The organism is Streptomyces sp. NPDC041108 (assembly GCF_055592645.1).
This window is the reverse complement of record NZ_JBVIYK010000001.1, coordinates 382013-405476: the sequence shown is the minus strand read 5'-3', so window position 1 is coordinate 405476 and position 23464 is coordinate 382013. Positions and strand designations below refer to the sequence as shown.

Annotated in this window: 19 protein-coding genes and 1 pseudogene; all 20 read left to right on the top strand. The window is 72.1% G+C overall.

Annotated features, from left to right (window positions below; genetic code table 11):
- Positions 1 to 17 precede the first annotated feature (17 nt).
- The 20 genes and pseudogenes from ACZ6BB_RS01680 to ACZ6BB_RS01585 all read left to right on the top strand — a co-directional run bounded on the left by ACZ6BB_RS01680 (position 18) and on the right by ACZ6BB_RS01585 (position 23463).
- Positions 18 to 2528 (top strand): Pls/PosA family non-ribosomal peptide synthetase, encoded by a 2511-nt coding sequence (locus tag ACZ6BB_RS01680; protein WP_471613331.1) that lies wholly within the window; start codon positions 18 to 20, stop codon positions 2526 to 2528.
- 14 nt (positions 2529 to 2542) lie between these two features.
- Positions 2543 to 5005 carry a non-ribosomal peptide synthetase gene (locus tag ACZ6BB_RS01675; protein WP_471613330.1) on the top strand — a complete coding sequence of 821 codons (2463 nt, stop codon included), beginning with the start codon at positions 2543 to 2545 and terminating at the stop codon, positions 5003 to 5005.
- Complete coding sequence (locus ACZ6BB_RS01670; RefSeq protein WP_471613329.1) at positions 5002 to 6066, top strand: TauD/TfdA family dioxygenase; 1065 nt, start codon at positions 5002 to 5004, stop codon at positions 6064 to 6066. The genes ACZ6BB_RS01675 and ACZ6BB_RS01670 overlap by 4 nt, the downstream gene beginning before the upstream one ends.
- Positions 6063 to 7103 carry a 2,3-diaminopropionate biosynthesis protein SbnB gene (sbnB, locus tag ACZ6BB_RS01665; RefSeq protein WP_471613328.1) on the top strand — a complete coding sequence of 347 codons (1041 nt, stop codon included), beginning with the start codon at positions 6063 to 6065 and terminating at the stop codon, positions 7101 to 7103. The genes ACZ6BB_RS01670 and sbnB overlap by 4 nt, the downstream gene beginning before the upstream one ends.
- Positions 7104 to 7150: 47 nt before the next feature.
- Positions 7151 to 8161: a 2,3-diaminopropionate biosynthesis protein SbnA gene (gene sbnA / locus ACZ6BB_RS01660; protein ID WP_471613327.1), complete on the top strand. Its 1011-nt coding sequence runs from the start codon at positions 7151 to 7153 to the stop codon at positions 8159 to 8161.
- 372 nt (positions 8162 to 8533) lie between these two features.
- Positions 8534 to 8911, top strand: a pseudogene (locus tag ACZ6BB_RS01655) (IS200/IS605 family accessory protein TnpB-related protein); the annotation flags it as partial.
- A 15-nt stretch (positions 8912 to 8926) separates the two neighbouring features.
- Entirely contained in the window at positions 8927 to 10570 is a 1644-nt protein-coding gene (locus tag ACZ6BB_RS01650; protein WP_471613326.1) for an acyl-CoA dehydrogenase family protein, read from the top strand.
- Positions 10571 to 10925: 355 nt separating this feature from the next.
- A complete protein-coding gene (locus ACZ6BB_RS01645) occupies positions 10926 to 12254 on the top strand; it encodes a helix-turn-helix domain-containing protein (RefSeq protein WP_471614094.1) in 1329 nt (442 codons plus the stop codon).
- Between the two features lie 191 nt (positions 12255 to 12445).
- Positions 12446 to 13876 (top strand): hypothetical protein, encoded by a 1431-nt coding sequence (locus ACZ6BB_RS01640; RefSeq protein WP_471613325.1) that lies wholly within the window; start codon positions 12446 to 12448, stop codon positions 13874 to 13876.
- A gap of 81 nt (positions 13877 to 13957) precedes the next feature.
- Positions 13958 to 14539, top strand: coding sequence for a GNAT family N-acetyltransferase (locus ACZ6BB_RS01635; protein ID WP_471613324.1), 582 nt, complete (start codon positions 13958 to 13960; stop codon positions 14537 to 14539).
- 92 nt (positions 14540 to 14631) lie between these two features.
- The gene (locus ACZ6BB_RS01630; RefSeq protein ID WP_309474722.1) at positions 14632 to 14715 is read left to right on the top strand and encodes a putative leader peptide; all 84 of its coding nucleotides are present in this window, start codon (positions 14632 to 14634) and stop codon (positions 14713 to 14715) included.
- A 169-nt stretch (positions 14716 to 14884) separates the two neighbouring features.
- Entirely contained in the window at positions 14885 to 16576 is a 1692-nt protein-coding gene (locus tag ACZ6BB_RS01625) for a nitrite/sulfite reductase (protein ID WP_471613323.1), read from the top strand.
- Positions 16573 to 16752: a hypothetical protein gene (locus tag ACZ6BB_RS01620; RefSeq protein WP_471613322.1), complete on the top strand. Its 180-nt coding sequence runs from the start codon at positions 16573 to 16575 to the stop codon at positions 16750 to 16752. Before ACZ6BB_RS01625 ends, ACZ6BB_RS01620 begins: the two co-directional genes overlap by 4 nt.
- Positions 16749 to 17504 carry a phosphoadenylyl-sulfate reductase gene (locus ACZ6BB_RS01615; protein WP_471613321.1) on the top strand — a complete coding sequence of 252 codons (756 nt, stop codon included), beginning with the start codon at positions 16749 to 16751 and terminating at the stop codon, positions 17502 to 17504. The genes ACZ6BB_RS01620 and ACZ6BB_RS01615 overlap by 4 nt, the downstream gene beginning before the upstream one ends.
- The gene (gene cysC / locus ACZ6BB_RS01610; protein ID WP_471613320.1) at positions 17501 to 18148 is read left to right on the top strand and encodes an adenylyl-sulfate kinase; all 648 of its coding nucleotides are present in this window, start codon (positions 17501 to 17503) and stop codon (positions 18146 to 18148) included. Before ACZ6BB_RS01615 ends, cysC begins: the two co-directional genes overlap by 4 nt.
- The gene (gene cysD / locus ACZ6BB_RS01605) at positions 18145 to 19083 is read left to right on the top strand and encodes a sulfate adenylyltransferase subunit CysD (protein WP_471613319.1); all 939 of its coding nucleotides are present in this window, start codon (positions 18145 to 18147) and stop codon (positions 19081 to 19083) included. Before cysC ends, cysD begins: the two co-directional genes overlap by 4 nt.
- 2 nt (positions 19084 to 19085) lie before the next feature.
- Positions 19086 to 20420: a sulfate adenylyltransferase subunit 1 gene (locus ACZ6BB_RS01600; RefSeq protein ID WP_471613318.1), complete on the top strand. Its 1335-nt coding sequence runs from the start codon at positions 19086 to 19088 to the stop codon at positions 20418 to 20420.
- Positions 20421 to 20639: 219 nt separating this feature from the next.
- Complete coding sequence (locus ACZ6BB_RS01595; RefSeq protein WP_471613317.1) at positions 20640 to 21749, top strand: aliphatic sulfonate ABC transporter substrate-binding protein; 1110 nt, start codon at positions 20640 to 20642, stop codon at positions 21747 to 21749.
- 36 nt (positions 21750 to 21785) lie between these two features.
- On the top strand, positions 21786 to 22574 hold the full coding sequence (locus ACZ6BB_RS01590; RefSeq protein ID WP_471613316.1) for an ABC transporter ATP-binding protein: 789 nt from the start codon (positions 21786 to 21788) through the stop codon (positions 22572 to 22574).
- Positions 22561 to 23463: an ABC transporter permease gene (locus ACZ6BB_RS01585; RefSeq protein ID WP_471613315.1), complete on the top strand. Its 903-nt coding sequence runs from the start codon at positions 22561 to 22563 to the stop codon at positions 23461 to 23463. The genes ACZ6BB_RS01590 and ACZ6BB_RS01585 overlap by 14 nt, the downstream gene beginning before the upstream one ends.
- The last annotated feature ends 1 nt before the right edge of the window (position 23464 follow it).

Genomic DNA, 23464 nt, shown 5'->3' with positions numbered 1-23464 from the left:
TGTCGCGGAGAAATTCAATGACACTGCCAGCGCCACGACCCGTGGCGGAACAACCGGGCGAGGTCCAGGGGGCCGAGCCGGACGCGGAGAAATCGAACACCACCATCGAACGACTTATGGCCGAACTCCTGGCCGACGTCGCACATGTCGAACACGTGCCCGCAGAAAGCCACTTCTTCGACGACCTCGGTGCCAACTCGCTGACAATGGCGCATTTCTGCGCCCGCGTCAGGAAACACCCCGACCTGCCGTCGGTTTCCATCCGGGACGTCTACGGTCACCCCACCGTCCGCAGCCTCGCCGCCGCGCTGACGAACGCCCCGGCGAGGCCGGCCGCCCCACCGCCGCCCACCGGGCCCGTGCCCCCGGGCAGCACCCTGCGCTACACCCTGTGCGGGGCCCTGCAGTTGCTCCTCTTCGCCGGGTACTGCCTGCTCGGCACCGCCGGATACGTACAGGGGTACGAGTGGGTGGCGGACGCCTCGGGACTCGTCACGGTCTACCTGCGCTCGGCGGTCTTCGGCGCGCTCGCCCTGTTCGCCCTGTGCACCCTGCCGGTCGCCGCCAAATGGCTGCTGGTGGGACGGTGGAAGCCCGTGGAGTTCCCCGTCTGGGGGCCGGCGTACCTGCGGTTCTGGACCGTCAAGGCACTGCTGCGCACCAGCCCGATGATCCTGTTCGTCGGCAACCCGCTGTACGTGCTGTACCTGCGCGCCCTCGGAGCCCGCATCGGACCGGGCGTCACCATCCTCAGCCGCACCCTCCCGGTCTGCACCGACCTGCTGACGATCGGCGCGGGCACGGTGATCCGCAAGGACTCCGCCTTCCTCTGCTACCGGGCGCGCGCCGGGCACATCCGTACCGGCCCCGTCACCCTCGGCCGGGACGTCTTCGTCGGCGAGCACACCGTCCTCGACATCGGCACCGCCCTGGGAGACGGCGCCCAGCTCGGCCACTCCTCCGCGCTGCGGGACGGCGAGTCGGTCCCGGCCGGACAGAGCTGGCACGGCTCACCGGCCCGGCGCACGGACGTGGACCACATCCGGGTCGCCCCACTCCCCTGCGGCACGCTCCGGCGGGCCGGATACGGCCTGGCCGCCCTGCTCCAGGCACTGCTGCTGTACGTGCCGCTGACCCTCGGCGGCGCCTATCTGCTGCTCACCGCCGCACCCGAGCTGGAGACCCTGCTCGACCCGGCGGCGCTGCACCTCACCTCGGCCCGCTTCTACGCCGAGGCGACGGCCCTGTCGCTCGCGCTGTTCGCCGGCTCCGTCGTCCTCGGAGCGGTCGCCGTGTTCCTCGTCCCGCGGCTGCTGCGCCCGCTGGTGCGGCCGGACCGCACCTATCCGCTGTACGGCTTCCACTACTCGGTGCACCGCGCGATCGCCCGGCTGACCAACCGCAAATTCTTCACGTGGCTGTGCGGCGACAGCTCCTACATCGTCCCCTGCCTCAGGGCCCTCGGGTACGACCTCTCCCGCGTCGAGCAGACCGGCTCCAACTTCGGGACCGCGGTGCAGCACGAGACGCCGTACCTGGTGCGGGTCGGCAGCGGCACGATGGTCGCGGACGGTCTGTCGGTGATGAACGCGGACTACTCCGGCACCTCCTTCCGGGTGTCCCGCACGGCGATCGGCGGGCACAACTTCCTGGGCAACGCCATCGCCTACCCGGTGGGCGGGCGGACCGGCGAGAACTGTCTGCTGGCCACGAAGGTGCTGGTGCCGCTCGACGGCGAGATCCGCGAAGGGGTCGGGCTGCTCGGCTCGCCGCCCTTCGAGATCCCCCGCTCGGTCGAGCGCGACAGCCGCTTCGACCATCTGCGCGAGGGACCGGAACTCGGCCGCAGGCTCGCCGCGAAGAACCGCTTCAACCTGCGCTCGATGGGGCTGTTCCTGTTCCTGCGCTGGCTGCACACCTGCGCGCTCACCGTCCTCGGCTTCGCGGCCTACGACCTCTACGGGCACGGGGACGGGCCGCAGGGACTGCTCGCGCTCGCCGCGCTGCCCCTGGCCGGGCTCGTGTTCACCGTCCTGTTCCACGCGCTGGTGGAACGGTCCCTGACCCGCTTCCGGCCGCTGCGGCCCCGGCTGTGCTCCATCTACGACCCCGTCTTCTGGCGGCAGGAGCGGCTGTGGAAGCTGCCGGACGCCCACCTGGAGGTGTTCAACGGCACCCCGTACAAGCCTCTCGTCTGGCGGCTGCTGGGGGTGCGGATCGGGCGCCGGGTCTTCGACGACGGGGTGTACATCACCGAACGGACGCTGACGACCGTCGGGGACGACTGCACCCTCGCCGCCGGGAGCAAGATCCAGGCGCATTCGCAGGAGGACGGCACCTTCAAGTCCGACCACGTCACGATCGGCGCCGGCGCCACGCTGGAGGTCGGGGCGTTCGTCCACTACGGCGTCGTCCTGGGCGAGGGAGCGGTGCTCGCGCCCGACTCCTTCCTGATGAAGGGCGAGCAGGTGCCACCGCACGCGCGCTGGGGCGGGAACCCGGCGACGGAGAACACCGGATCACGGTGAATCGGGGGAGAACGATGGATCGGTCGGAGTCGGGCGACGCTGCCCGCGCGTACTGGCACGAGGTGCTCACCGCCGGCGGGCGGACCGTGATACCGCGGTGGAGCACGCACCCGGAGAAAGGCACGGGCGTCCTCGAAGTCGCCCTGCCCGAAGGATGGTCGACCGCCACGGACGGTACGGCCGCGCTGCTGGCCGCCCATGCGAAGGTGCTCGCCGCGCTGTCGGGCGAGAGCGAGGTCACCACCGGCCTGCTGGAGGACGGCCGTCTGCTGCCGTGCCGGATCACCGTCGCACCCGGCGACACCTGGCGCGCGCTGCTGGAGCGGGCCCACCGGGTCACGGCGGAGCTGCGGACGCACGCCGGGTATCCGGTGGACGCCCTGCGGCACGAACTGGGCCTCGCCGAGCCGCCGTTCGAGACGGTGCTCGACACCGGCGGGGGCGACGACGGCCTCGGCGGGGACGCGCTCCTGCGGGTGGGGCCCGCCCACCGCGACGGCCGGCCGGCGCTGCGGCTGCGCTACCGCACCGATGTGCTCGACGAGGGCGCCGCGGCCCGGATCGCCGGGTACCACCTGACCGCCCTCACCCTGTCGGCCGCCGAACCGGACGCCGGGCACGGGCGGCGGAGCCTGGTGTCGGACGACGAACTCCGGTTCCAGCTCGACGGGCTGGCCGGACCGCACCGCGCCCTGCCCGACCGCCGGGTGCACGAGCTGTTCGAGCAGCGGGTGGCGGCCCACCCGGACGCCGTCGCGGCCGTCCACGGCGAACGGCTCTGGACGTACCGCGAACTCAACTCCCGCGCCAACCAGCTCGGTCGGGCCCTGCTGGCCCGGGGCCTCGGCCACGAGGGGGTCGTCGCGGTGGTGACCGAGCGGAACCTCGACTGGATGGCGGCCGTCCTCGCGGTGTTCAAGGCGGGCGGCGTCTACCTGCCCGTCGAACCGCACTTCCCCGCCGAGCGCATCGCCACCGCACTGGCCCGCGCCGGGTGCGAGCTGGTGCTCACCGAACGGGGCGGCACGGCCACGCTGGACGGGGCGCTGGCGACGCTGCCCGGGGTGCGGCGGCTGCTGGTGGAGGACGCCTACGACGAGGCCCACCAGGACTCCGACCTCGGCCTGCAGATCGGGCCGGACCGGCTCGCGTACATCTACTTCACCTCCGGTTCCACGGGCGAGCCCAAGGGCGCGATGTGCGAGCACGCCGGGATGCTCAACCACCTGCACGCCAAGCTCGACGACCTCGGCATCGGCGAGGGGGACACGGTCGCGCAGACCGCCCCCCAGTGCTTCGACATCTCCCTGTGGCAGCTGCTGGCCGGACCCCTGGCCGGCGGCCGGACCCTCCTGGTGGAGCAGGAGGCGATCCTGGACGTCGAGCGGTTCGTCGACCGTGTCGCGGACGGCCGGGTCGACGTGCTCCAGGTCGTGCCGTCGTACCTCGAAGCGGTCCTCGCCCATCTGGAACGGCACCCCCGCGCGCTGCCGGACCTGCGGCGGGTGTCGGTGACCGGGGAGGCGCTGAAGAAGGAGCTGGTGGAACGCTGGTTCGCCCACCAGCCGGGGATACCCCTGGTCAACGCCTACGGGCTGACCGAGACCTCGGACGACACCAATCACGAGGTCATGGACCGGGCTCCCGAGGGGAACCGGGTGCCCCTGGGCCGTCCGGTGCGCAACGTCCGCGTGTACGTCGTCGACGAGCGCCTCTCGCTCGTGCCGCTGGGCGCGCCGGGCGAGATCGTCTTCTCCGGGGTCTGTGTCGGGCGGGGGTACGTGAACGACCCCGAGCGCACCGCGCACGCCTTCACCACCGACCCGTACCGGCCCGGCGAGCGGCTCTACCGCAGCGGGGACCACGGGCGCTGGCGGCCCGACGGGAAGCTGGAGTTCCTGGGCCGCCGGGACACCCAGGTCAAGGTGCGCGGCTTCCGTATCGAGATCGGCGAGGTGGAGAACGCGCTGCTCGGGGTGGCGGGGGTGCGGGACGGTGCGGTGGTGGTCGCCGGGGGCGGGCACCTGGTCGCCTTCCACTCGGGCCGGCCCCTGGCCGTCGAGGAGCTGCGGGACCGGCTGGCGGCCTCGCTGCCCGCGTACATGGTGCCGTCGGTGTTCCACCGGCGGGAGAGCCTGCCGCTGACCGCCAACGGCAAGACCGACCGGCGGGCGCTGACGACGCTGGCGGAGGAACTCGGCGCGGGGGACGGGGACGCGAGTGAGCCGCCGGCGACGGCGACCGAGGAACGGCTGGCCGACGCCTGGGCCGAGGTGCTCGGTGTGCCGCGGGCCCGGATCGGCCGGCACGACCACTTCTTCGACCGGGGCGGCACCTCGCTGTCGGCGGTGAGGCTCGCGATCGCCCTGCGGCGGGCGGTGTCCCCCGGGGACGTGACCGCGCATCCGGTGCTGTCCGGGCTGGCCGGGCTGATCGACACGAGGGCCGGTGCGAGGGGCGCGGGGAGGCCGTCATGAGCTTTCTGAGCCGTCGCCGCACGGCCGGGCGCCGCCGGGAGGACACGGCGACCGCCCCGGCGACCGCGGCCTCCCTGCCCCTGCCGGACGTCGTGCTGTCGACCGACAGTCCGCCGCTCCTCACCGTCGCCCCCGGCGAACCCGCCTCCCGGTGGGCGGCCGGACGGCGAAAGGCGCTGCGGGCCGCCGTCGCCGAGCACGGCTCGCTGCTGGTGCGCGGACTCGGACTGCGGGACGCCGCCGAGGCGGGCGGGGTCTTCCGGGGCCTGACCGACACGCTGACGGTCGAGCGGGAGGCGTTCGCGCCCCGGCGGACGTACGCGGACGGCGTGCACGCGCCGACGGCCTGGCCGTCGAACCAGCCGATGTGCATGCACCACGAGTCGAGCTACGCCCTGGAGTTCCCCGGCCTGCTGCTCTTCGCCTGTCTGGAGGCCGCCGAGCGGGGCGGGGCGACCGGGGTCGCCGACGCGGCGGCCGTACTGGACGCGCTGCCCGCGGAGTTGACCGAGCGGTTCGAGCGGGACGGCTGGCTGCTCACCCGCTCGTACAACGGCGAGATCGGGGCGTCGGTCGCCGAGGCGTTCGGCACCGACGACAGGGCCGCGGTCGATGCCTACTGCCGGGCGCACTCCATCGACGTCGACTGGCGGCCCGACGGGTCGCTGCGCACCCGCCAACGACGCCCCGCCGTGCTCCGGCATCCGGTGACGGGGCGCCGCTGCTGGTTCAACCAGATCGCGTTCCTCAGCGAGTGGACCCTGGACGCCGAGGTGCGCGCGTACCTGGTGGACGTGTACGGGGCCGACGGACTGCCCTTCAACACCCGCTACGGCGACGGCCGTCCGATCGACGCCGACGTCGTCGAGACGCTCAACGAGGTCTACGAGGCGCACACCGTCCGGCGGGCGTGGCTGCCGGGCGACCTGCTCCTCGTCGACAACATCCGCTGCGCCCACGGCCGTGAGCCCTTCGAGGGGCCCCGCGAGGTGCTGGTGGGCCTGGCCGATCCGGTACGGCCGGCCGGTTTCCCGACGAAGGACGAGGTGAGTCGCGTATGACCGAGGTTCCGGGTTTCGCCGTGATCTCCGGTGCTCAGGTGCAACAGGCCCTGCGGGGCCGGGAGCGGGAGATCGTCGAACTGGTCGAGTCCGCCTACCTCCTGCACGGCGACGGGGACACGGGCGACACGGTCAACCCGCCGTCGTACTTCCTCCGTTTCCCCGACCGTCCGTCCTCGCGGATCATCGCGCTGCCCGCCTCGCTCGGCGGGAGGCGCCCGGTGGACGGGCTGAAGTGGATCTCCAGCTTTCCGGAGAACACGGCGTCCGGGCTGCCGCGCGCGTCGGCCGTGCTGATCCTCAACGACCATGCCACCGGCTATCCGTTCGCGTGTCTGGAGGCCTCGGTCATCAGCGCGACGAGGACGGCGGCCTCGGCGGCGCTGGCGGCCGACCGGCTGAGCGCGCGCCGGGGGGCGCCGCGCCCGGTCCGGGTCGGCTTCGTCGGCACCGGCCTGATCGCCCGGTACGTCCACACGTTCCTCGCGGCGACGGACTTCGTGTTCGAGGAGGTGGGGGTGCACGACCTGTCCGCGGACAGCGCGGCCGGGTTCCGGGGGTACCTGGAGCGGTCCGGCGCCACGGGTCGGGTGACCGTGTACGACGGCGCCGAGGACGTGATCCGGGCGAGCGACCTGGTGGTGTTCGCGACGATCGCGGGCCGGCCGCACGTCCGTGAACCGAAGTGGTTCGACCACAACCCGCTGGTGCTGCACGTGTCGCTGCGCGATCTCGCGCCCGAGGTGCTGCTCGCGTCGGCGAACTTCGTCGACGACGTCGAGCACTGCCTCAAGGCGGACACGTCACCGCACCTGACCGAACGGCTCACCGGCGCGCGGGACTTCCTCGACGGAACGCTCCACGACGTCCTCACCGGCCGGGCGGCCGTGCCGGCCGACCGTCCGGTGGTCTTCTCGCCCTTCGGCCTCGGGGTCCTCGACCTCGCGGTCGGAGCCCATGTCCACGGGGAAGTGGCCCGCTCCGGCGGACTGCGGGTCGTGGACGACTTCTTCCACGAGCTGCGCCGCCACGGCTGAGGGGCCGGGCGCAGCGCGTACGACAGTGCACGACCAGGGGGGCAGCGGTGCCAGTCATATCCGTTCCCACGGACTTCAACGAGGAGGAGCTGTACGTCGATCTGCGCCAGGTCGTCGGACATCGGCTCTTCCTGAAGTGCGAGGGGTTCAACTTCGCCGGCTCGATCAAACTCAAGGCCGCGTCCGAGATGGTGCGGGCCGCCGAACGGGAGGGGCGTCTCGGGCCGGGCGCGACGCTCGTGGAGTCGTCGTCCGGCAATCTGGGCGTGGCGCTGGCCATGATCGCGGCGAGCCGGGGCTACCGGTTTCTGTGCGTGACCGATTCCCGGTGCAATCCGCAGACCCGGCGCATGATCGAGGCGCTGGGCAGCCGGGTCCACGTCATCTCCGAGCCGGACCCGCACGGCGGTTTCCTGGGGGCGCGGATCTCGTACGTCCGCGCGCTGTGCGCCACGGACCCGGGGTACGTGTGGCTGGACCAGTACACCAACGAGGCCAACCGGCAGGCGCACTACCGCACCACCGCGCCCGCCGTCGCCCGGCAGTTCCCGTGCCTGGACGTGCTGTTCGTGGGGGTCGGCACCTCCGGGACGCTGATGGGCTGCGCCCAGTGGTTCTGGGAGCGGCGGCGCCGGGTGCGGATCGTCGCCGTGGACAGCGTCGGTTCGGTGGCGTTCGGCGGGGCGCCCGGCCGCCGGATGATCCCGGGGCTCGGCACGAGCGTGGCCCCGGCGCTGCTCGACGCGTCGTACGTGGACGACGTCGTCCGGGTGGAGGAGATCGACACCGTCCGGGCCTGTCACGGCATGGCCCGGCGCGGGTTCCTGTTCGGGGGCTCCACCGGCACGGTCGTCAGCGGCGCGGGCGCCTGGCTGGCCCGCAACGGCTCGCCCGACATCACGGCGGTGGCGATCTCCCCGGACCTCGGGGAGCGCTACCTCGACACGATCTACCGCCCGGGCTGGCCGCAGGAGCAGTACGGGGAGGCCGTGCCGGCTCCCGAGGAGGAGTTCGGGACGGGTGAGGTGGGGACGGGCGAGCTGGCGGCGCCCGTCTGAGCCGGCCTCCGAGCCCCGGTGCCGGACCGCCCCGGTCCGGCACCGGTCACCCGCGGGCCGGACACCGGTGGCCGTCGCCGTGACGAGGTGACGGCCAGGGGTTGGAGCTGCTGTGGCTGGAGTGCGTTCACAAGGTGTTCTGGTGAGCGGGAGTGAGTGTTGCTGGTCCGTGTCGTGCCGCGCACCTCGGTGGCTTGGTGGGGAACTGGCGTTCTTTCATCGAATGCGTGACCTTGGGGGGGCGTGCTCGTTTCTCATGGCGCCGGGATGTTCGGGTGGAGCCGGGCGGGGGTGACGGGGTGGGTGAGCTGAGGAGTGCGGCGGCGTCGTTCGTCGCGTCCGGTCCGGGTGGCGTGGCCGTCCGGACCCGCGCTCGCCGTCGATCCGGCCCACACCAGCCGGTGGGGCGCCCAGCACCGGCAAAAGCCCCTTACCGCGACAACCCGCACCACCACTCGCCACGATGCTGCCGCCGTGGCGATCGGAAGGCGCGCCCGGCAACACCCGATCCGGCGACGGACGGCACCGCCCCCTGCTCACCGGAGTGATGAGCAGGGGCATCGGACCGTCCAGGCCCGACCCGGAGTTCCCGGGCGTGAGGGAACCCGCCCTCCCACTCCCGGACCACCGACACGGTCCGTCGGCGCTGGATGCGGAGCGAACGCGGGCCACCAGAACACCCAACACCGTCCGGGGCGTTCGACCGAGCATGCGACCTGGCAACAGGACTCACTCCCGCTCAGTCCTTAACGGTAGGTTCCGGATATGGCATCCAGCACCCACGAAGTGACCAATCAGGCTCCGCCCCTGGTGGACTACGACGTCTTCGCCGCCGACAAGGTGCTCACGGAGGCGGTCGAACGGCATCTGGCGCCGGAGGTGCTGGACGAGGCGCGCGAGGAGCTGTCGGGGTTCGGCCGGACGGCGGGCTCCGCCCAGGTGCAGGAGTGGGGGCGGCTGGCGAACGAGAACCCGCCGAAGCTGCGGGCGTACGACCGGTACGGGAACCGGGTGGACGAGGTGGAGTTCCACCCTTCGTGGCACCGGCTGCTCGGCAAGGGCGTCTCGGCGGGGCTGACGGCGGCCTGGACGCGGCCCGGCGGGCATGTGCGGCGGGCCGCCGCGTTCGTCGTCTGGACGCAGGTGGAGGCGGGCAACGGCTGCCCGCTGTCGATGACGCACGCGGCGGTGCCCGCCCTGCGCACGGACCCGGCGCTCGCCGCGGAGTGGGAGCCGCGGCTGACGTCGCGGCTCTACGACTGGGACATGCGGCCCGCCGGCCAGAAGGCCGGGGCCCTCTTCGGGATGGGCATGACCGAGAAGCAGGGCGGCAGCGACGTACGCGCCAACGCCACCGCGGCGCGGCCGCTGGCCGAGGACGGGACGTACGAGCTGACCGGCCACAAGTGGTTCTGCTCGGCGCCGATGTCGGACGGGTTCCTGGTGCTGGCGCAGGCTCCGGGAGGGCTGACGTGCTTCCTGGTGCCCCGGGTGCTGGCCGACGGGGCGCGGAACGTGTTCCGTATCCAGCGGCTGAAGGAGAAGCTGGGCAACCGGTCGAACGCCTCCGCCGAGGTCGAGTTCGACGGGACGTGGGCGCGCCGGGTCGGGGACGAGGGGCGGGGGGTGCGGACGATCATCGGGATGGTGGCGGCCACCCGGCTGGACTGCGCGCTGGGCGCGGCCTCGCTGATGCGGCAGGCGGTCGCGCAGGCGGTGCACCACTGCGCGCACCGGGAGGCGTTCGGCGGGCCGTTGATCGACAAGCCGTTGATGCGCAACGTGCTCGCGGACCTGGCGCTGGAGTCGGAGGCGGCGACGGTGCTGGGGATGCGGGTGGCCGCGGCGTACGACGCGGCGGAGGCGGGTGACGAGAACGAGCGTTCGTTCATGCGGCTGGCGGTGCCGGTGGCCAAATACTGGGTGACCAAGCGCTGCACCCCGCTCGTGGCCGAGGCGGCGGAGTGCCTGGGCGGCAACGGCTATGTCGAGGAGTCCGGCATGCCCCGGCTGCTGCGCGAGTCCCCGCTCAACTCGGTCTGGGAGGGCGCCGGAAACGTGCAGGCCCTGGATGTGCTGCGCGCGCTCCAGCGCGAACCGGGCGCACTGGACGCCTACTTGCGGGAGGTGGGCACGGCCCGGGGCGCCGACCACCGGCTCGACGGAGCGATCAAGGACCTGCTCACCGAACTCGCCGACCTGGACGGCGTCGAGGCCCGCGCGCGCCGGCTCGTGGAGCGGCTCGCCCTCGTCCTTCAGGGCGCGCTCCTCGTGCGGTACGCGCCCCCGGCGGTCGCCGACGCGTTCTGCGCCTCCCGGCTGGGCGGTGACCGGGGCTCGGCGTTCGGCACCCTGCCGCACACCCTGGATCTGGCGTCGATCGTGGAACGGGCGCGTCCGGTCGGCTGAGCCGCTGCCCCGCGAGGGACGCCGCGCCCGCGGCGGGCGCCCCTCTTTCGGGTGGTACGCGGGGGTGGTGCTGCGCCGACACGGCACCACCCCCGCCACCAGAGCCCCCACGAGCGGAGCACGTACGCCGCACCGGGCGACGTCGAACAAGTTTCAAGCAGGGCCCGGCGGTCCGCCAGGGTTGCAGGGGGTTGCAACTCGTCCGCGCTCTGTGGCCGGAGTGCGTCCCTCCGTGGCCGAAGAGCGGCAGACTATGAAGCCCGCAGTCAACGCCGTCGCGCAGATCCGGGCTTCCAGGCCACCGGGGCCGGGGAGTCACCGGCCTGCCGGGGAGGAACGCGTGCCGCACTCGCCGATGGAAGTCGCGCGGCTCACCGCCACGGACGCCGCCCGGGCGGCCCGCATCCTCGGTGAGGTACGCGCCCACGCCCTCGACGGACGGCCCTCGAAACCCGCCCCGCGCCCCGCGATCCGTGAGTCCTGGGGGCGTACGGTGCGCAGCGGCGTCGACCCCGACCACGACTTCCGGTCCGATCTCCTCGGCCGCGACGAGATCGAGCGCCGCCGCCGGACCACACCGCTGCGTCACGTCCTGCCGGTCCTCCGCGAAGGGCTGCTCTCCCTCGCGGGCACCTCTCAGCACATCATGATGGTCGCGGACGCCGACGCCCGGTTGCTGTGGCGGGAGGGCAGTCCGGCCGTGCTCCGCAAGGCCGACGGACAGGGGCTCGGGATCGGCGCGGACTGGCGCGAGGAGACCGTCGGCACGAACGGCATCGGCACGCCCCTCGTCTCGCGCCGGGCCGTACAGGTCTTCTCCGCCGAGCACTTCGTGCGCGCGCTGCACCCCTGGACCTGCACCGGCGCCCCGGTCACGGACCCGCGGGACGGCAGGCTGCTCGGTGTGGTGGACATCAGCGGCCCCCTGGAGACCCTGCACCCCTCCACCCTCGCCCTGGTCGACGCGGTCGCCAAACTCGCCCAGGCCCGGCTGCGGGACCTGCATCTGACCTCGCTCGAACGGCTGCGCGCGGTGGCGGCGCCGGTGCTGGCCCGCATCGGCGGCCGCGCGGTCGCCGTCGACCGGGACGGCTGGACGGCGGCGGTGACCGGCATGCCGTACACCAGCCGCGTCGCCCTGCCCACGTCGCTCTCCCCCGGCCGCTGCCGGCTCCCGGCGCTCGGGCCGTGCACCGTCGAGCCGCTGCCCGGCGGCTGGTTGATACGCCCCACCGCCGATCCGGCGCTCGTCCCGACCGCCACGCACATCACCCTCGACGTCTCCCGTCCGCGCCGCTGGAGCGTCACGGTGGCCGGCTGCGCGGGCTCCTGGACGCATGAACTCACCCCCCGCCACGCCGAACTGCTGTACCTCCTCGCCCTGCACCGCGGCGGCCGCAGCGCCTCAGCCCTCGCCGCCGACATGTTCGGCGACCCCGCGCGCACGGTCACCGTCCGCGCGGAGATGTCCCGTGTGCGCCGTTACCTCGGCGCCTTCCTCGACCACCGCCCGTACCGCTTCACCGAGCGGGCCGACGTCGAAGTCCGGCTGCCCGGGACTCCGTTGGACCTGTTGCCGCATTCGGTGGCACCGGGGGTGGTGCGGTCGCGGGGGACCGTTCCCCTCGGCGTCCTCCCCCACGAGGAGCCCCCGGGCCACGAGCGGGCAGGGCCGGTCGTGTGAGCCCCGCTCGAACATCCGCAACACCTCCCGGTGAACGGATCATGGCCTCGGAGTGAGGGATCTCCCTGTATTTCCCGGGACCTCGGCGTGACACGTGTCCCACTGCCGTAGCATCGCTGCCAGGCCGCCCCACCTGCCTCCCCGTCAAGATCTTCTTCACGGAGGGCAGTTGGCCGTCCCCGGGAGGTTTTATGCAGCACCGTGGCAGGCACCGACGACGCAGAAGGGGACGTGCGCTGCGCGCGTCCCTGGCGGGCACCGCGCTGGCGCTCACGGCGGCGGCCACGCTGATCAGCACCTCGCAGGCGGCGGGCGGCAGCACGCCGGGCGCCCTGTCCTCGATCACCTCGGCCGGTGAGCTGCGCAGGCTCCAGCTGCGGGAGACCCTGACCGACCCCGCCGCGCTGCGCACCCTGGCCGGCCGGACGGGCGGGGCGGTCGGTGTCGACGAGGTGCTGCGCAGCGCGAACCACGCGATGCGCGGCAAGGGCGACTGTTTCGACAGCGAGAAGGGCAATCTGCCCGTCGAACCGGCGGCCGTGCGGGCGTACTGCTGGGAGGCGGGCGACGCGGTCGACGCCAAGTGGGTCCCCCGCTCGGTCACCACGTCCCGGAACAACCGGGTCATCGCGGCCGGCTGGTCGCACACGGGTCTGCGGAGCGTCCCGCCCGGCGGCGGCTCGGCGAACGCGGACCGCGCGGGCTCGGGCCGAGGCGGCACCGCGGCCGCCCCCGTCGACGAGAAGGGGCTCGCCCGGGTCGCCTTCGTCGACGCGAGCGACCCGGCGAACCTGGTCTACCGATGGGTCCTGCTGGTCGTGCCGACCTCCGGCGGGCAGGGCTTCGATGGCCTGCGCTCCCGGCTCGGCGGCATGGCCTGGTACGACGACAAACTGATCGTCACCGCGCGGGGCCCGCACGGCCGCGGCGGGCAGGACGACTCCCTGTACGTGTTCGACCTGGCCCGTTTCCTGCGCGCCGACGTCACCGACAGCGACGCGATCGGCAGGACGGGCGAGGGCTGGTCGGCCCACCACTACCGGTACGCGCTGCCGGCGGTCGCCGCCTACAGCCCCCCGGCGGGCGGCTGCGACGCGCGCGACAACGACGGGGTGCCCTGCCTCGGCTCGCTCTCCCTGGACCGGACGTCGACACCGCCCACGGTCGTCGCGACCGAGCGGTTCCGCCCCGGCCGTGAGGAACCCGCCCGAATCTGGCGCTACGCCCTCGACATCACCGGCGACCGCACCGGCCTGCTCACCACCGGCGGACGCCGGAGCGACGCCGTCGCCACCGAGGCGTACGAGACCGAGGCCACCGGCGTCCAGGGCGTCCTCGCCCACAAGGGGGACTGGTACGTCGACCAGGCCGCCGAGGAGCGCGGCACGCACGGCACGCTCTGGCGGCAGGACGAGGGCGGGGCCGACGCCGCCAAGTGCCCGGCGGGCGGGTCGAGCGGGACCTCGGGCGCGGACCTGGAGTCGTACGCCTGCTGGGGACGGCACACCTCCTCCCTCTCCTACTCGCCGGAGACGGGCGAGATGTGGACGCTCACCGACCCGATCCCGGAGCGCCTGCTCTACGCGGTGCGGCTGCGGGACGTGGACGGCGCACTGGAGTAGGGCGGCCCGCCGCCCGGTCCGCACCCCCGGCGACCCGGCCCGCCTTTGGAGGCGGGCCGGGCCCCATGGTTCCCTGGGCCCATGAGCAGCAGCCCCGTCACCACCTGGTCCCTGGAGCAGACCTCGCCCAGCGATCTGCTTCCCGCCGCGGCACCCGAGGGTGACGACGTCCGCATCGTGCGTGCCGAGGTCCCCTCCCCCGAGTTCAGCCGGTTCCTGTACGCCTCCGTCGGCGGGGACATCCGCTGGATCGACCGGCTGTCGTGGTCGTACGAGCGGTGGCTGCGGCATCTGGGCCGCCCGGGGGTGGAGACCTGGGTCGCCCACGACCGGGGCACGCCCGCCGGGTACGTGGAGATGGAACCGCAGGACGGCGGGGTCGTGGAGATCGCGTACTTCGGGCTGGTCCCGGCGTTCCGGGGCCGGCGCATCGGCGGACATCTGCTGTCGTACGGGACGGCCCGCGCCTGGGACCTCGCCGAGCGCTGGCCGGAGCTGCCGCCGACCAAGCGGGTCTGGCTGCACACCTGCTCCCTGGACGGGGAGCACGCCATGGGGAACTACCAGCGGCGGGGTTTCCGGCTGTTCGACACGAAGGTGACCGAGGAGCCGGACACCCCGGCTCCGGGCCCCTGGCCCGGCGCGACCGTTCCCACACCATGACCCACATCACACCGTCTCGCCATGCGAGACATCCCTGTCCGACATGTGGATAACGGTGGACTCGGTCTAAAGAGCCGTGCCACGCTTCCGTCATGTCTGGAACTGGAATTGCCTTGGTGAGTCGGCGGCACGTCGACCTCGGCCGCATGTCCAGCGCCATCTGTCCGGTGAGCTGACGCCCGACCGCGAGGGGTCGGACGACCCCGGGCCACACCGCCGCACCCTCCTCTGTTTCAGCCGGCGCAAGGACGCGCAGGCGCCGCACACGCTGCCCGCGTGTGCCCGCATGCGCGCGCAAGCGCAGGTCAGAGCCGCCTCCCCGCCTTTCCCGAAGGACATACACCCATGGCCGCCACCCCGCAGAACCCCGCCACGCCCCGCCGCAAGGTGAGCCGTCACCGTGGTGAGGGCCAGTGGGCCGCGGGACACTTCACCCCGCTGAACGGCAACGAGCAGTTCAAGAAGGACGACGACGGTCTCAATGTGCGGACGCGTATTGAGACGATCTACTCCAAGCGCGGTTTCGACTCGATCGACCCCAACGACCTGCGCGGCCGGATGCGCTGGTGGGGGCTCTACACCCAGCGCAAGCCCGGGATCGACGGCGGCAAGACCGCGATCCTGGAGCCGGAGGAGCTGGACGACAAGTACTTCATGCTGCGGGTGCGGATCGACGGCGGCCGCCTCACCACCCGCCAGCTGAGGGTGATCGGCGAGATCTCGCAGGAGTTCGCGCGGGGCACGGCCGACATCACCGACCGGCAGAACGTCCAGTACCACTGGATCCGCGTCGAGGACGTACCGGAGATCTGGGAGCGGCTGGAGGCCGTGGGCCTGTCCACCACCGAGGCCTGCGGTGACACCCCGCGTGTGATCATCGGCTCACCCGTCGCGGGGATCGCCGCGGACGAGATCATCGACGGCACGCCCGCGATGGCGGAGATCCAGCGGCGGATCATCGGCAACCCGGACTTCTCCAACCTGCCCCGCAAGTTCAAGTCCGCGATCTCCGGCTCGCCGCTGCTCGACGTGGCGCACGAGATCAACGACATCGCGTTCGTCGGCGTCCGCCACCCCGAGCACGGCCCCGGCTTCGACCTGTGGGTCGGCGGCGGCCTCTCCACCAACCCCAAGATCGGGCAGCGGCTCGGCGCGTGGGTGCCGCTCGACGAGGTCGCGGACGTGTACGAGGGCGTCATCTCGATCTTCCGTGACTACGGCTACCGGCGGCTGCGCACCCGCGCCCGCCTGAAGTTCCTGCTCGCCGACTGGGGCACGGAGAAGTTCCGTCAGGTCCTGGAGGACGAGTACCTCAAGCGCAAGCTGGTCGACGGCCCGGCGCCCGACCAGCCGATGGCCCGCTGGCGCGACCACGTGGGCGTGCACCCGCAGAACGACGGCCGGTTCTACGTCGGGTTCGCCCCGCGCGTCGGCCGCGTGGACGGCACCACGTTGACGAAGATCGCCGACCTCGCCGAGGCGCACGGCTCCGGCCGGGTCGCGACCACCGTCGAGCAGAAGATGATCGTGCTCGACGTCACCGAGGAGCAGGTCGACTCGCTCGTCGCCGGCCTGGAGGCGCTGGACCTCACGGTGAACCCGTCGCCGTTCCGGCGCGGCACCATGGCGTGCACCGGTATCGAGTACTGCAAGCTGGCCATCGTCGAGACCAAGGCGCGCGGCTCGCTGCTGATCGACGAACTGGAGCGCCGCATCCCGGAGTTCGACGAGCCGATCACCATCAACATCAACGGCTGCCCGAACGCCTGCGCGCGTATCCAGGTGGCGGACATCGGTCTCAAGGGCCAGCTGGTTCTGAACGACGCGGGCGAGCAGGTCGAGGGCTACCAGGTGCACCTGGGCGGCGCGCTCGGCCTGGAGGCCGGTTTCGGCCGCAAGGTGCGCGGTCTGAAGGTCACGGCCGACGAACTCCCCGACTACGTCGAGCGCGTGCTCAAGCGCTTCCAGGACGAGCGCGAGGACGGCGAGCGGTTCGCCGCGTGGGTCACCCGCGCCGACGAGGAGGCCCTGTCGTGAGCGAGCGAGCCGCCCCCTTCTACTGCCCCTACTGCGGTGACGAGGACCTGCGCCCCAACGAGACCGGACACGGCGCGTGGGAATGCGGAGCCTGCAATCGAGCCTTCCAGTTGAAGTTCCTCGGGCTGCTGTCCCGGGGACTTCAGCGAGCCGACAGCGGAGGGGATCGCATATGACTGCCGTCCAGGCGGATTCCGGCACATCGGCTTCCTCCCCGGACCCGGCCGGCCCGGAGGAGGCGAGGCGCGCCGAGCTCAAGGCGCTCGCCGAGCAGGCCGGCCGCGACCTGGAGGACGCCTCGGCGCTGGAGATCCTCCAGTGGGCCGTGGACACCTTCGGCAAGCGTTTCTGCGTGACGTCCTCCATGGAGGACGCGGTGGTCGCGCACCTCGCCTCCCGGGCCAGGCCCGGCGTGGACGTCGTGTTCCTCGACACCGGCTACCACTTCCCGGAGACCATCGGCACCCGGGACGCCGTCGAGGCCGTGATGGACGTCAACGTCATCACGATCACCCCGCGGCAGACCGTCGCCGAGCAGGACGCCGAGTACGGGCCGAGGCTGCACGACCGCGACCCCGACCTGTGCTGCTTCCTGCGCAAGGTCAAGCCGCTCGAAGAGGGTCTGACCCGGTTCGACGCGTGGGCGACGGGGCTGCGCCGCGACGAGTCCGAGAGCCGGGCGAACACCCCGGTCGTCGGCTGGGACGACAAGCGCGGCAAGGTCAAGGTCTCCCCGATAGCGCGCTGGACGCAGGACGACGTGGACGCCTACGTCGCCGAACACGGCGTGCTCACCAACCCCCTGCTCATGGACGGCTACGCCTCCGTGGGCTGCGCCCCCTGCACCCGCCGGGTCGCCCCGGGCGAGGACGCGCGGGCCGGCCGCTGGGCGGGCAACGCCAAGACCGAGTGCGGGCTGCACCTGTGAGCGCCGCAGAGCCCGCCGACACCGCAGAGACAGCCGACACCGTCGGGACCACCGGCCCCGGGACGGGCCGTGCCCCCGCGACGAACCAGGAGAACCACGTGACGACCGGAGCCACCGGAGCCACCGTCTGGCTCACGGGTCTGCCGAGCGCCGGCAAGACCACCATCGCCCATGAGCTGGCGGCCCGCCTGCGCGAGGACGGCCACCTCGTGGAGGTCCTCGACGGCGACGAGATCCGCGAGTTCCTCACCGCGGACCTGGGCTTCAGCCGCGCCGACCGCCACACCAACGTGCAGCGCATCGGCTTTGTCGCCGACCTGCTCGCCCGTAACGGCGTCAAGGCGCTCGTACCGGTCATCGCGCCCTACGCCGACAGCCGTGAGGCGGTCCGCAAGCGCCACGCGGCGAGCGGTGCCGCGTACGTAGAGGTGCATGTGGCCACGCCGGTCGAGGTGTGCTCGGAGCGCGATGTGAAGGGTCTGTACGCCAAGCAGGCGGCCGGGGAGATCTCGGGGCTGACCGGGGTCGACGACCCGTACGAGGCTCCCGAGACCCCGGACCTGCGCATCGAGTCGCAGGACCAGACGGTCCAGGAGTCCGCGGCGCTCGTCCACAAGCTGCTCACCGAGAGGGGTCTGGCATGACGACGACCGTCGCCGCCGTCTCCGGGGAGACCGGCACCCCGTACACCCTGTCCCACCTGGACGCGCTGGAGTCCGAGGCCGTCCATATCTTCCGCGAGGTCGCGGGCGAGTTCGAACGGCCGGTGATCCTCTTCTCCGGCGGCAAGGACTCCATCGTCATGCTGCACCTGGCGCTGAAGGCGTTCGCCCCCGCGACGGTCCCCTTCTCCCTCCTGCATGTCGACACCGGGCACAACTTCCCGGAGGTGCTGGAGTACCGCGACCGCACCGTCGCGGCACACGGGCTGCGGCTGCACGTGGCCTCCGTCCAGGACTACATCGACCGCGGCGTCCTGCGCGAGCGCCCCGACGGCACCCGCAACCCGCTGCAGACCGTGCCGCTGACCGAGAGGATCCAGGCGGAGAAGTTCGACGCCGTCTTCGGCGGTGGACGCCGGGACGAGGAGAAGGCGCGCGCCAAGGAGCGGGTGTTCTCGCTGCGGGACGAGTTCTCGCAGTGGGACCCGCGCCGCCAGCGCCCCGAACTGTGGAACCTCTACAACGGACGCCACGCGCCCGGCGAGCACGTCCGCGTCTTCCCGCTCTCCAACTGGACCGAGCTGGACGTCTGGCAGTACATCGCCCGCGAGGGCATCGAACTGCCGGAGATCTACTTCGCCCACGAGCGCGAGGTGTTCCAGCGGGCCGGGATGTGGCTGACGGCCGGCGAGTGGGGTGGCCCCAAGGACGGGGAGACCGTCGAGAAGCGCCTCGTGCGCTACCGGACGGTCGGGGACATGTCCTGCACGGGCGCCGTCGACTCCGACGCGGTGACGCTGGAGCAGGTCATCACCGAGATCGCCGCTTCCCGGCTGACCGAGCGGGGCGCGACCCGCGCCGACGACAAGATGTCCGAGGCCGCGATGGAAGACCGCAAGCGCGAGGGGTACTTCTAAGCATGAGCACGATCACCGCCGAGGAGCTCTCGGCCACCACGCTGCTGCGGTTCGCGACCGCCGGTTCCGTCGACGACGGCAAGTCCACCCTCGTGGGCCGGCTGCTGCACGACTCCAAGTCGGTCCTCACCGACCAGCTGGAGGCCGTGGAGCGCGTCTCGGCCAGCCGCGGCCAGGATGCCCCGGACCTCGCGCTGCTCACCGACGGCCTGCGGGCCGAGCGGGAGCAGGGCATCACCATCGACGTGGCCTACCGCTACTTCGCCACCCCGCGCCGCCGCTTCATCCTCGCCGACACCCCCGGCCATGTGCAGTACACCCGCAACATGGTCACCGGCGCCTCCACCGCCGAGCTGACGGTGATCCTGGTCGACGCCCGCAACGGAGTCGTCGAGCAGACCCGCCGGCACGCCGCGATCGCCGCGCTGCTGCGTGTCCCGCACGTGGTGCTGGCCGTCAACAAGATGGACCTCGTCGGCTACGAGGAGCGCGTCTTCGCAGCGATCGCCGAGGAGTTCACGGCGTACGCCTCCGAGCTGGGTGTCCCGGAGATCACCTCCATCCCGATCTCGGCCCTCGCCGGCGACAACGTGGTGGAGCCGTCGGCCGAGATGGACTGGTACGGCGGCCCGACGTTCCTGGAGCACCTGGAGTCGGTGCCGGTCAGCCACGACCTGGCACACTGCCACGCCCGGCTCCCCGTCCAGTACGTGATCCGTCCGCAGACCGCCGAGCACCCCGACTACCGGGGCTACGCGGGCCAGATCGCGGCGGGCACGTTCCGGGTCGGCGACTCGGTGACCGTGCTGCCCTCCGGCCGTACGACGAAGGTCACCGGCATCGACCTCCTCGGCGAGCCGGTCCAGGCCGCGTACACCCCGCAGTCGGTGACGCTGCTGCTGGCGGACGACATCGACATCTCGCGCGGCGATCTGCTCGTGCCCAGCAAGGACGCGCCCGCGACCACGCAGGACATCGAGGCGACCGTCTGCCATGTCGCCGACCAGCCGCTCACCGTGGGCCACCGGGTGCTGCTCAAGCACGGCACGCGCACGGTCAAGGCGATCGTCAAGGACATCCCGTCCCGGCTGACGCTCGACGACCTGTCCCTGCACCCGCACCCGGGACAGCTCGTCGCCAACGACATCGGCCGGGTGAAGATCCGTACGGCGGAGGCCCTGCCGGTCGACTCGTACGCCGACTCGCGCCGCACCGGCTCCTTCATCCTGATCGACCCCTCCGACGGCACGACACTGACCGCCGGCATGGTCGGCGAGTCGTTCGCCTCCCCGGAGCCCGTCAAGGACGAGGCCGAGGACGACGGGTGGGACTTCTGACATGAGTTCCCAGGACTTCTACGCGACGTTCGCGAAGGAGGGCGGCCGTGTGGGCAGCGGCGCCCTCGGCAGTGGACAGGGCGGGGTGGCGCGATGTGTGCGCTGACGTACGCGCACTGCCTGCGCGCCCTCACCCCCCACCGCCGTAGACGAAAACCCGACCTCCCGGCCACGACCTGAGAGACCGTGACCGCCGGGCCTCCGAGAGGAACACCTCCCGTGCCTGCACACCGCTCCGCCGCTTTCCGCCGCACCCTCGCGGCCGTCACCGCACTCCCGCTGCTGGCCCTGGCCGCCTGCGGCTACGGCTCCGAGTCCACGGACGCCAAGACCGACAAGGTCGCCGCCGGCGCCGAGAAGATCGACGGTCTCGACACCGTCAACATCGGCTACTTCGGCAACCTCACCCACGCGACCGCTCTCGTCGGTATCCAGAAGGGCTTCTTCCAGAAGGAGCTCGGCGCCACCAAGGCGAAGTACACGACCTTCAACGCCGGCCCCTCGGAGATCGAGGCCCTCAACGGCGGCTCCATCGACATCGGCTGGATCGGCCCGTCCCCGGCGATCAACGGCTACACCAAGGCCGACGGCGCCAACCTGCGCATCATCGGCGGTTCGGCGTCCGGCGGTGTGAAGCTGGTCGTCAACCCGGACAAGATCAAGTCCCTGAAGGACATCAAGGGCAAGAAGATCGCCACCCCGCAGCTCGGCAACACGCAGGACGTGGCGTTCCTCAACTGGATCGCGGAGCAGGGCTGGAAGGTCGACGCGAACACCGGCAAGGGCGATGTGTCCGTGGTCCGCACGGAGAACTCCGTCACCCCGGACGCCTACAAGTCCGGTGCCGTCGACGGCGCGTGGGTGCCGGAGCCGACCGCGTCCAAGCTGGTCGCCGAGGGTGGGAAGGTGCTGCTGGACGAGGCCGACCTGTGGCCGGACAAGAAGTTCGTGATCACGAACATCATCGTGCGCCAGGAGTTCCTGAAGGAGCACCCGGACGTGGTGGAGGCCGTGCTGCGCGGCTCGGTCAAGACCAACGCGTTCATCGGCTCCAACGCCGACGAGGCCAAGGCCGCGGCGAACGCCCAGCTCAAGGCCGACTCCGGCAAGGAGCTGCCGGCCGACGTGCTCGACCCGGCGTGGAAGTCCATCCAGTTCATCAACGACCCGCTGGCGTCCACCCTGCAGACCGAGGCCGACCACGCGGTCAAGGCCGGTCTGCTGGAGAACCCGAAGCTCGACGGGATCTATGACCTGACGCTGCTCAACAAGGTCCTCAAGGCCGAGGGCGACGACGAGGTCAGCGACGCCGGTCTCGGCGTCAAGTAACCGCGAAGTCCGATGAGTTCCCAGGAGGTGACGACCATGGCCACCGCACTCGCCAAGGCCGCCGACGGCGTCCAGGCGGCCGAGCACGCCGCCCGTATCGAGCACGTATCGAAGTCCTTCTCCGGACCGGCCGGGCAGCAGCTCGTGCTGGACGACATCACGCTCGATGTCGCCCCCGGCGAGTTCGTCACCCTCCTGGGGGCCTCGGGCTGCGGCAAGTCGACGCTGCTCAACCTGGTCGCGGGTCTCGACGCCCCGACCGCGGGCAGCATCACGACCGACGGGCGTCCGGCTCTGATGTTCCAGGAGCACGCCCTGTTCCCGTGGCTCACCGCGGGCAAGAACATCGAACTCGCCCTGAAACTGCGGGGAGTTCCGAAGAACGAACGGCGCGAGCGGACCGAGGACCTGCTCGGTCTGGTCCGGCTGAAGGGCGCGTACGGCAAGCGCGTGCACGAGCTGTCCGGCGGTATGCGCCAGCGCGTGGCCCTGGCCCGCGCCCTGGCCCAGGAGAGCAAGCTGCTGCTGATGGACGAGCCGTTCGCCGCGCTCGACGCCATCACCCGGGACGTGCTCCACGACGAGCTGACCCGGATCTGGCGCGAGACACAGGTGTCGGTGCTGTTCGTGACGCACAACGTGCGCGAGGCGGTACGGCTGGCCGAGCGGGTCGTCCTGCTGTCCTCGCGCCCCGGCCGGGTGGCCCGCGAGTGGACCGTGGGCATCCCGCAGCCGCGCCGTATCGAGGACACCGCCGTGGCGGAGCTGTCCGTCGAGATCACCGAAGAACTGCGTAGGGAGATCCGCCGCCATGGCCAGCACTGAGACCAAGAGCGGCCCCGGACCCGCCGAGGACGCGGACGATCTCGCCGGGCTGGAGGCGGGCCTCGACGCGCTGGACTCGGTGCAGACCGGGCGCCCGCCGCTGCGCCAGGTGCTCGTCCAGAAGGTGTTGCCCCCGGTCATCGCGATCGCCCTGGTGCTGGCGGTCTGGCAGCTCCTGGTGCTGGCGGAGGTCGCGCCGGCCTACAAGCTGCCCGCGCCCTCCGCCGTGTGGGACGAGGTACGGCAGGCCTGGTTGCAGGGGACGCTCCTGGACTCGATCTGGACCAGCGTCTCCCGCGGTCTGCTCGGCTTCCTGGCCGCGCTGGCGATCGGCACCCCGCTGGGGCTGCTGGTGGCCCGCGTCCGGGTCGTCCGCGCGGCGATCGGCCCGATCCTGTCCGGTCTGCAGTCGCTGCCGTCGGTGGCGTGGGTGCCGGCCGCGGTGGTCTGGCTGGGGCTGGAGCCGTCGGTGATGTACACGGTGATCCTGCTCGGCGCGGTCCCGTCGATCGCCAACGGTCTGGTGTCCGGCATCGACCAGGTGCCGCCGCTGTTCCTGCGGGCCGGCCGCACCCTGGGCGCGACGGGGCTGAAGGGCACCTGGCACATCGTGATGCCGGCGGCGCTGCCCGGCTATGTGGCCGGCCTGAAGCAGGGCTGGGCGTTCTCCTGGCGCTCGCTGATGGCCGCCGAGATCATCGCCAAGGCACCCGACATCGGTTCGGGCCTCGGGCAGATGCTGGAGGCGGGCCGCACCAACAGCAGCATGCCGCAGGTGTTCCTCGCGATCTTCCTGATCCTGATCGTCGGTATCGCCATCGACCTGCTGCTGTTCAGTCCGCTGGAGCGGTGGGTGCTGCGCAGCCGCGGCCTGCTGGTCAAGAGCTGAC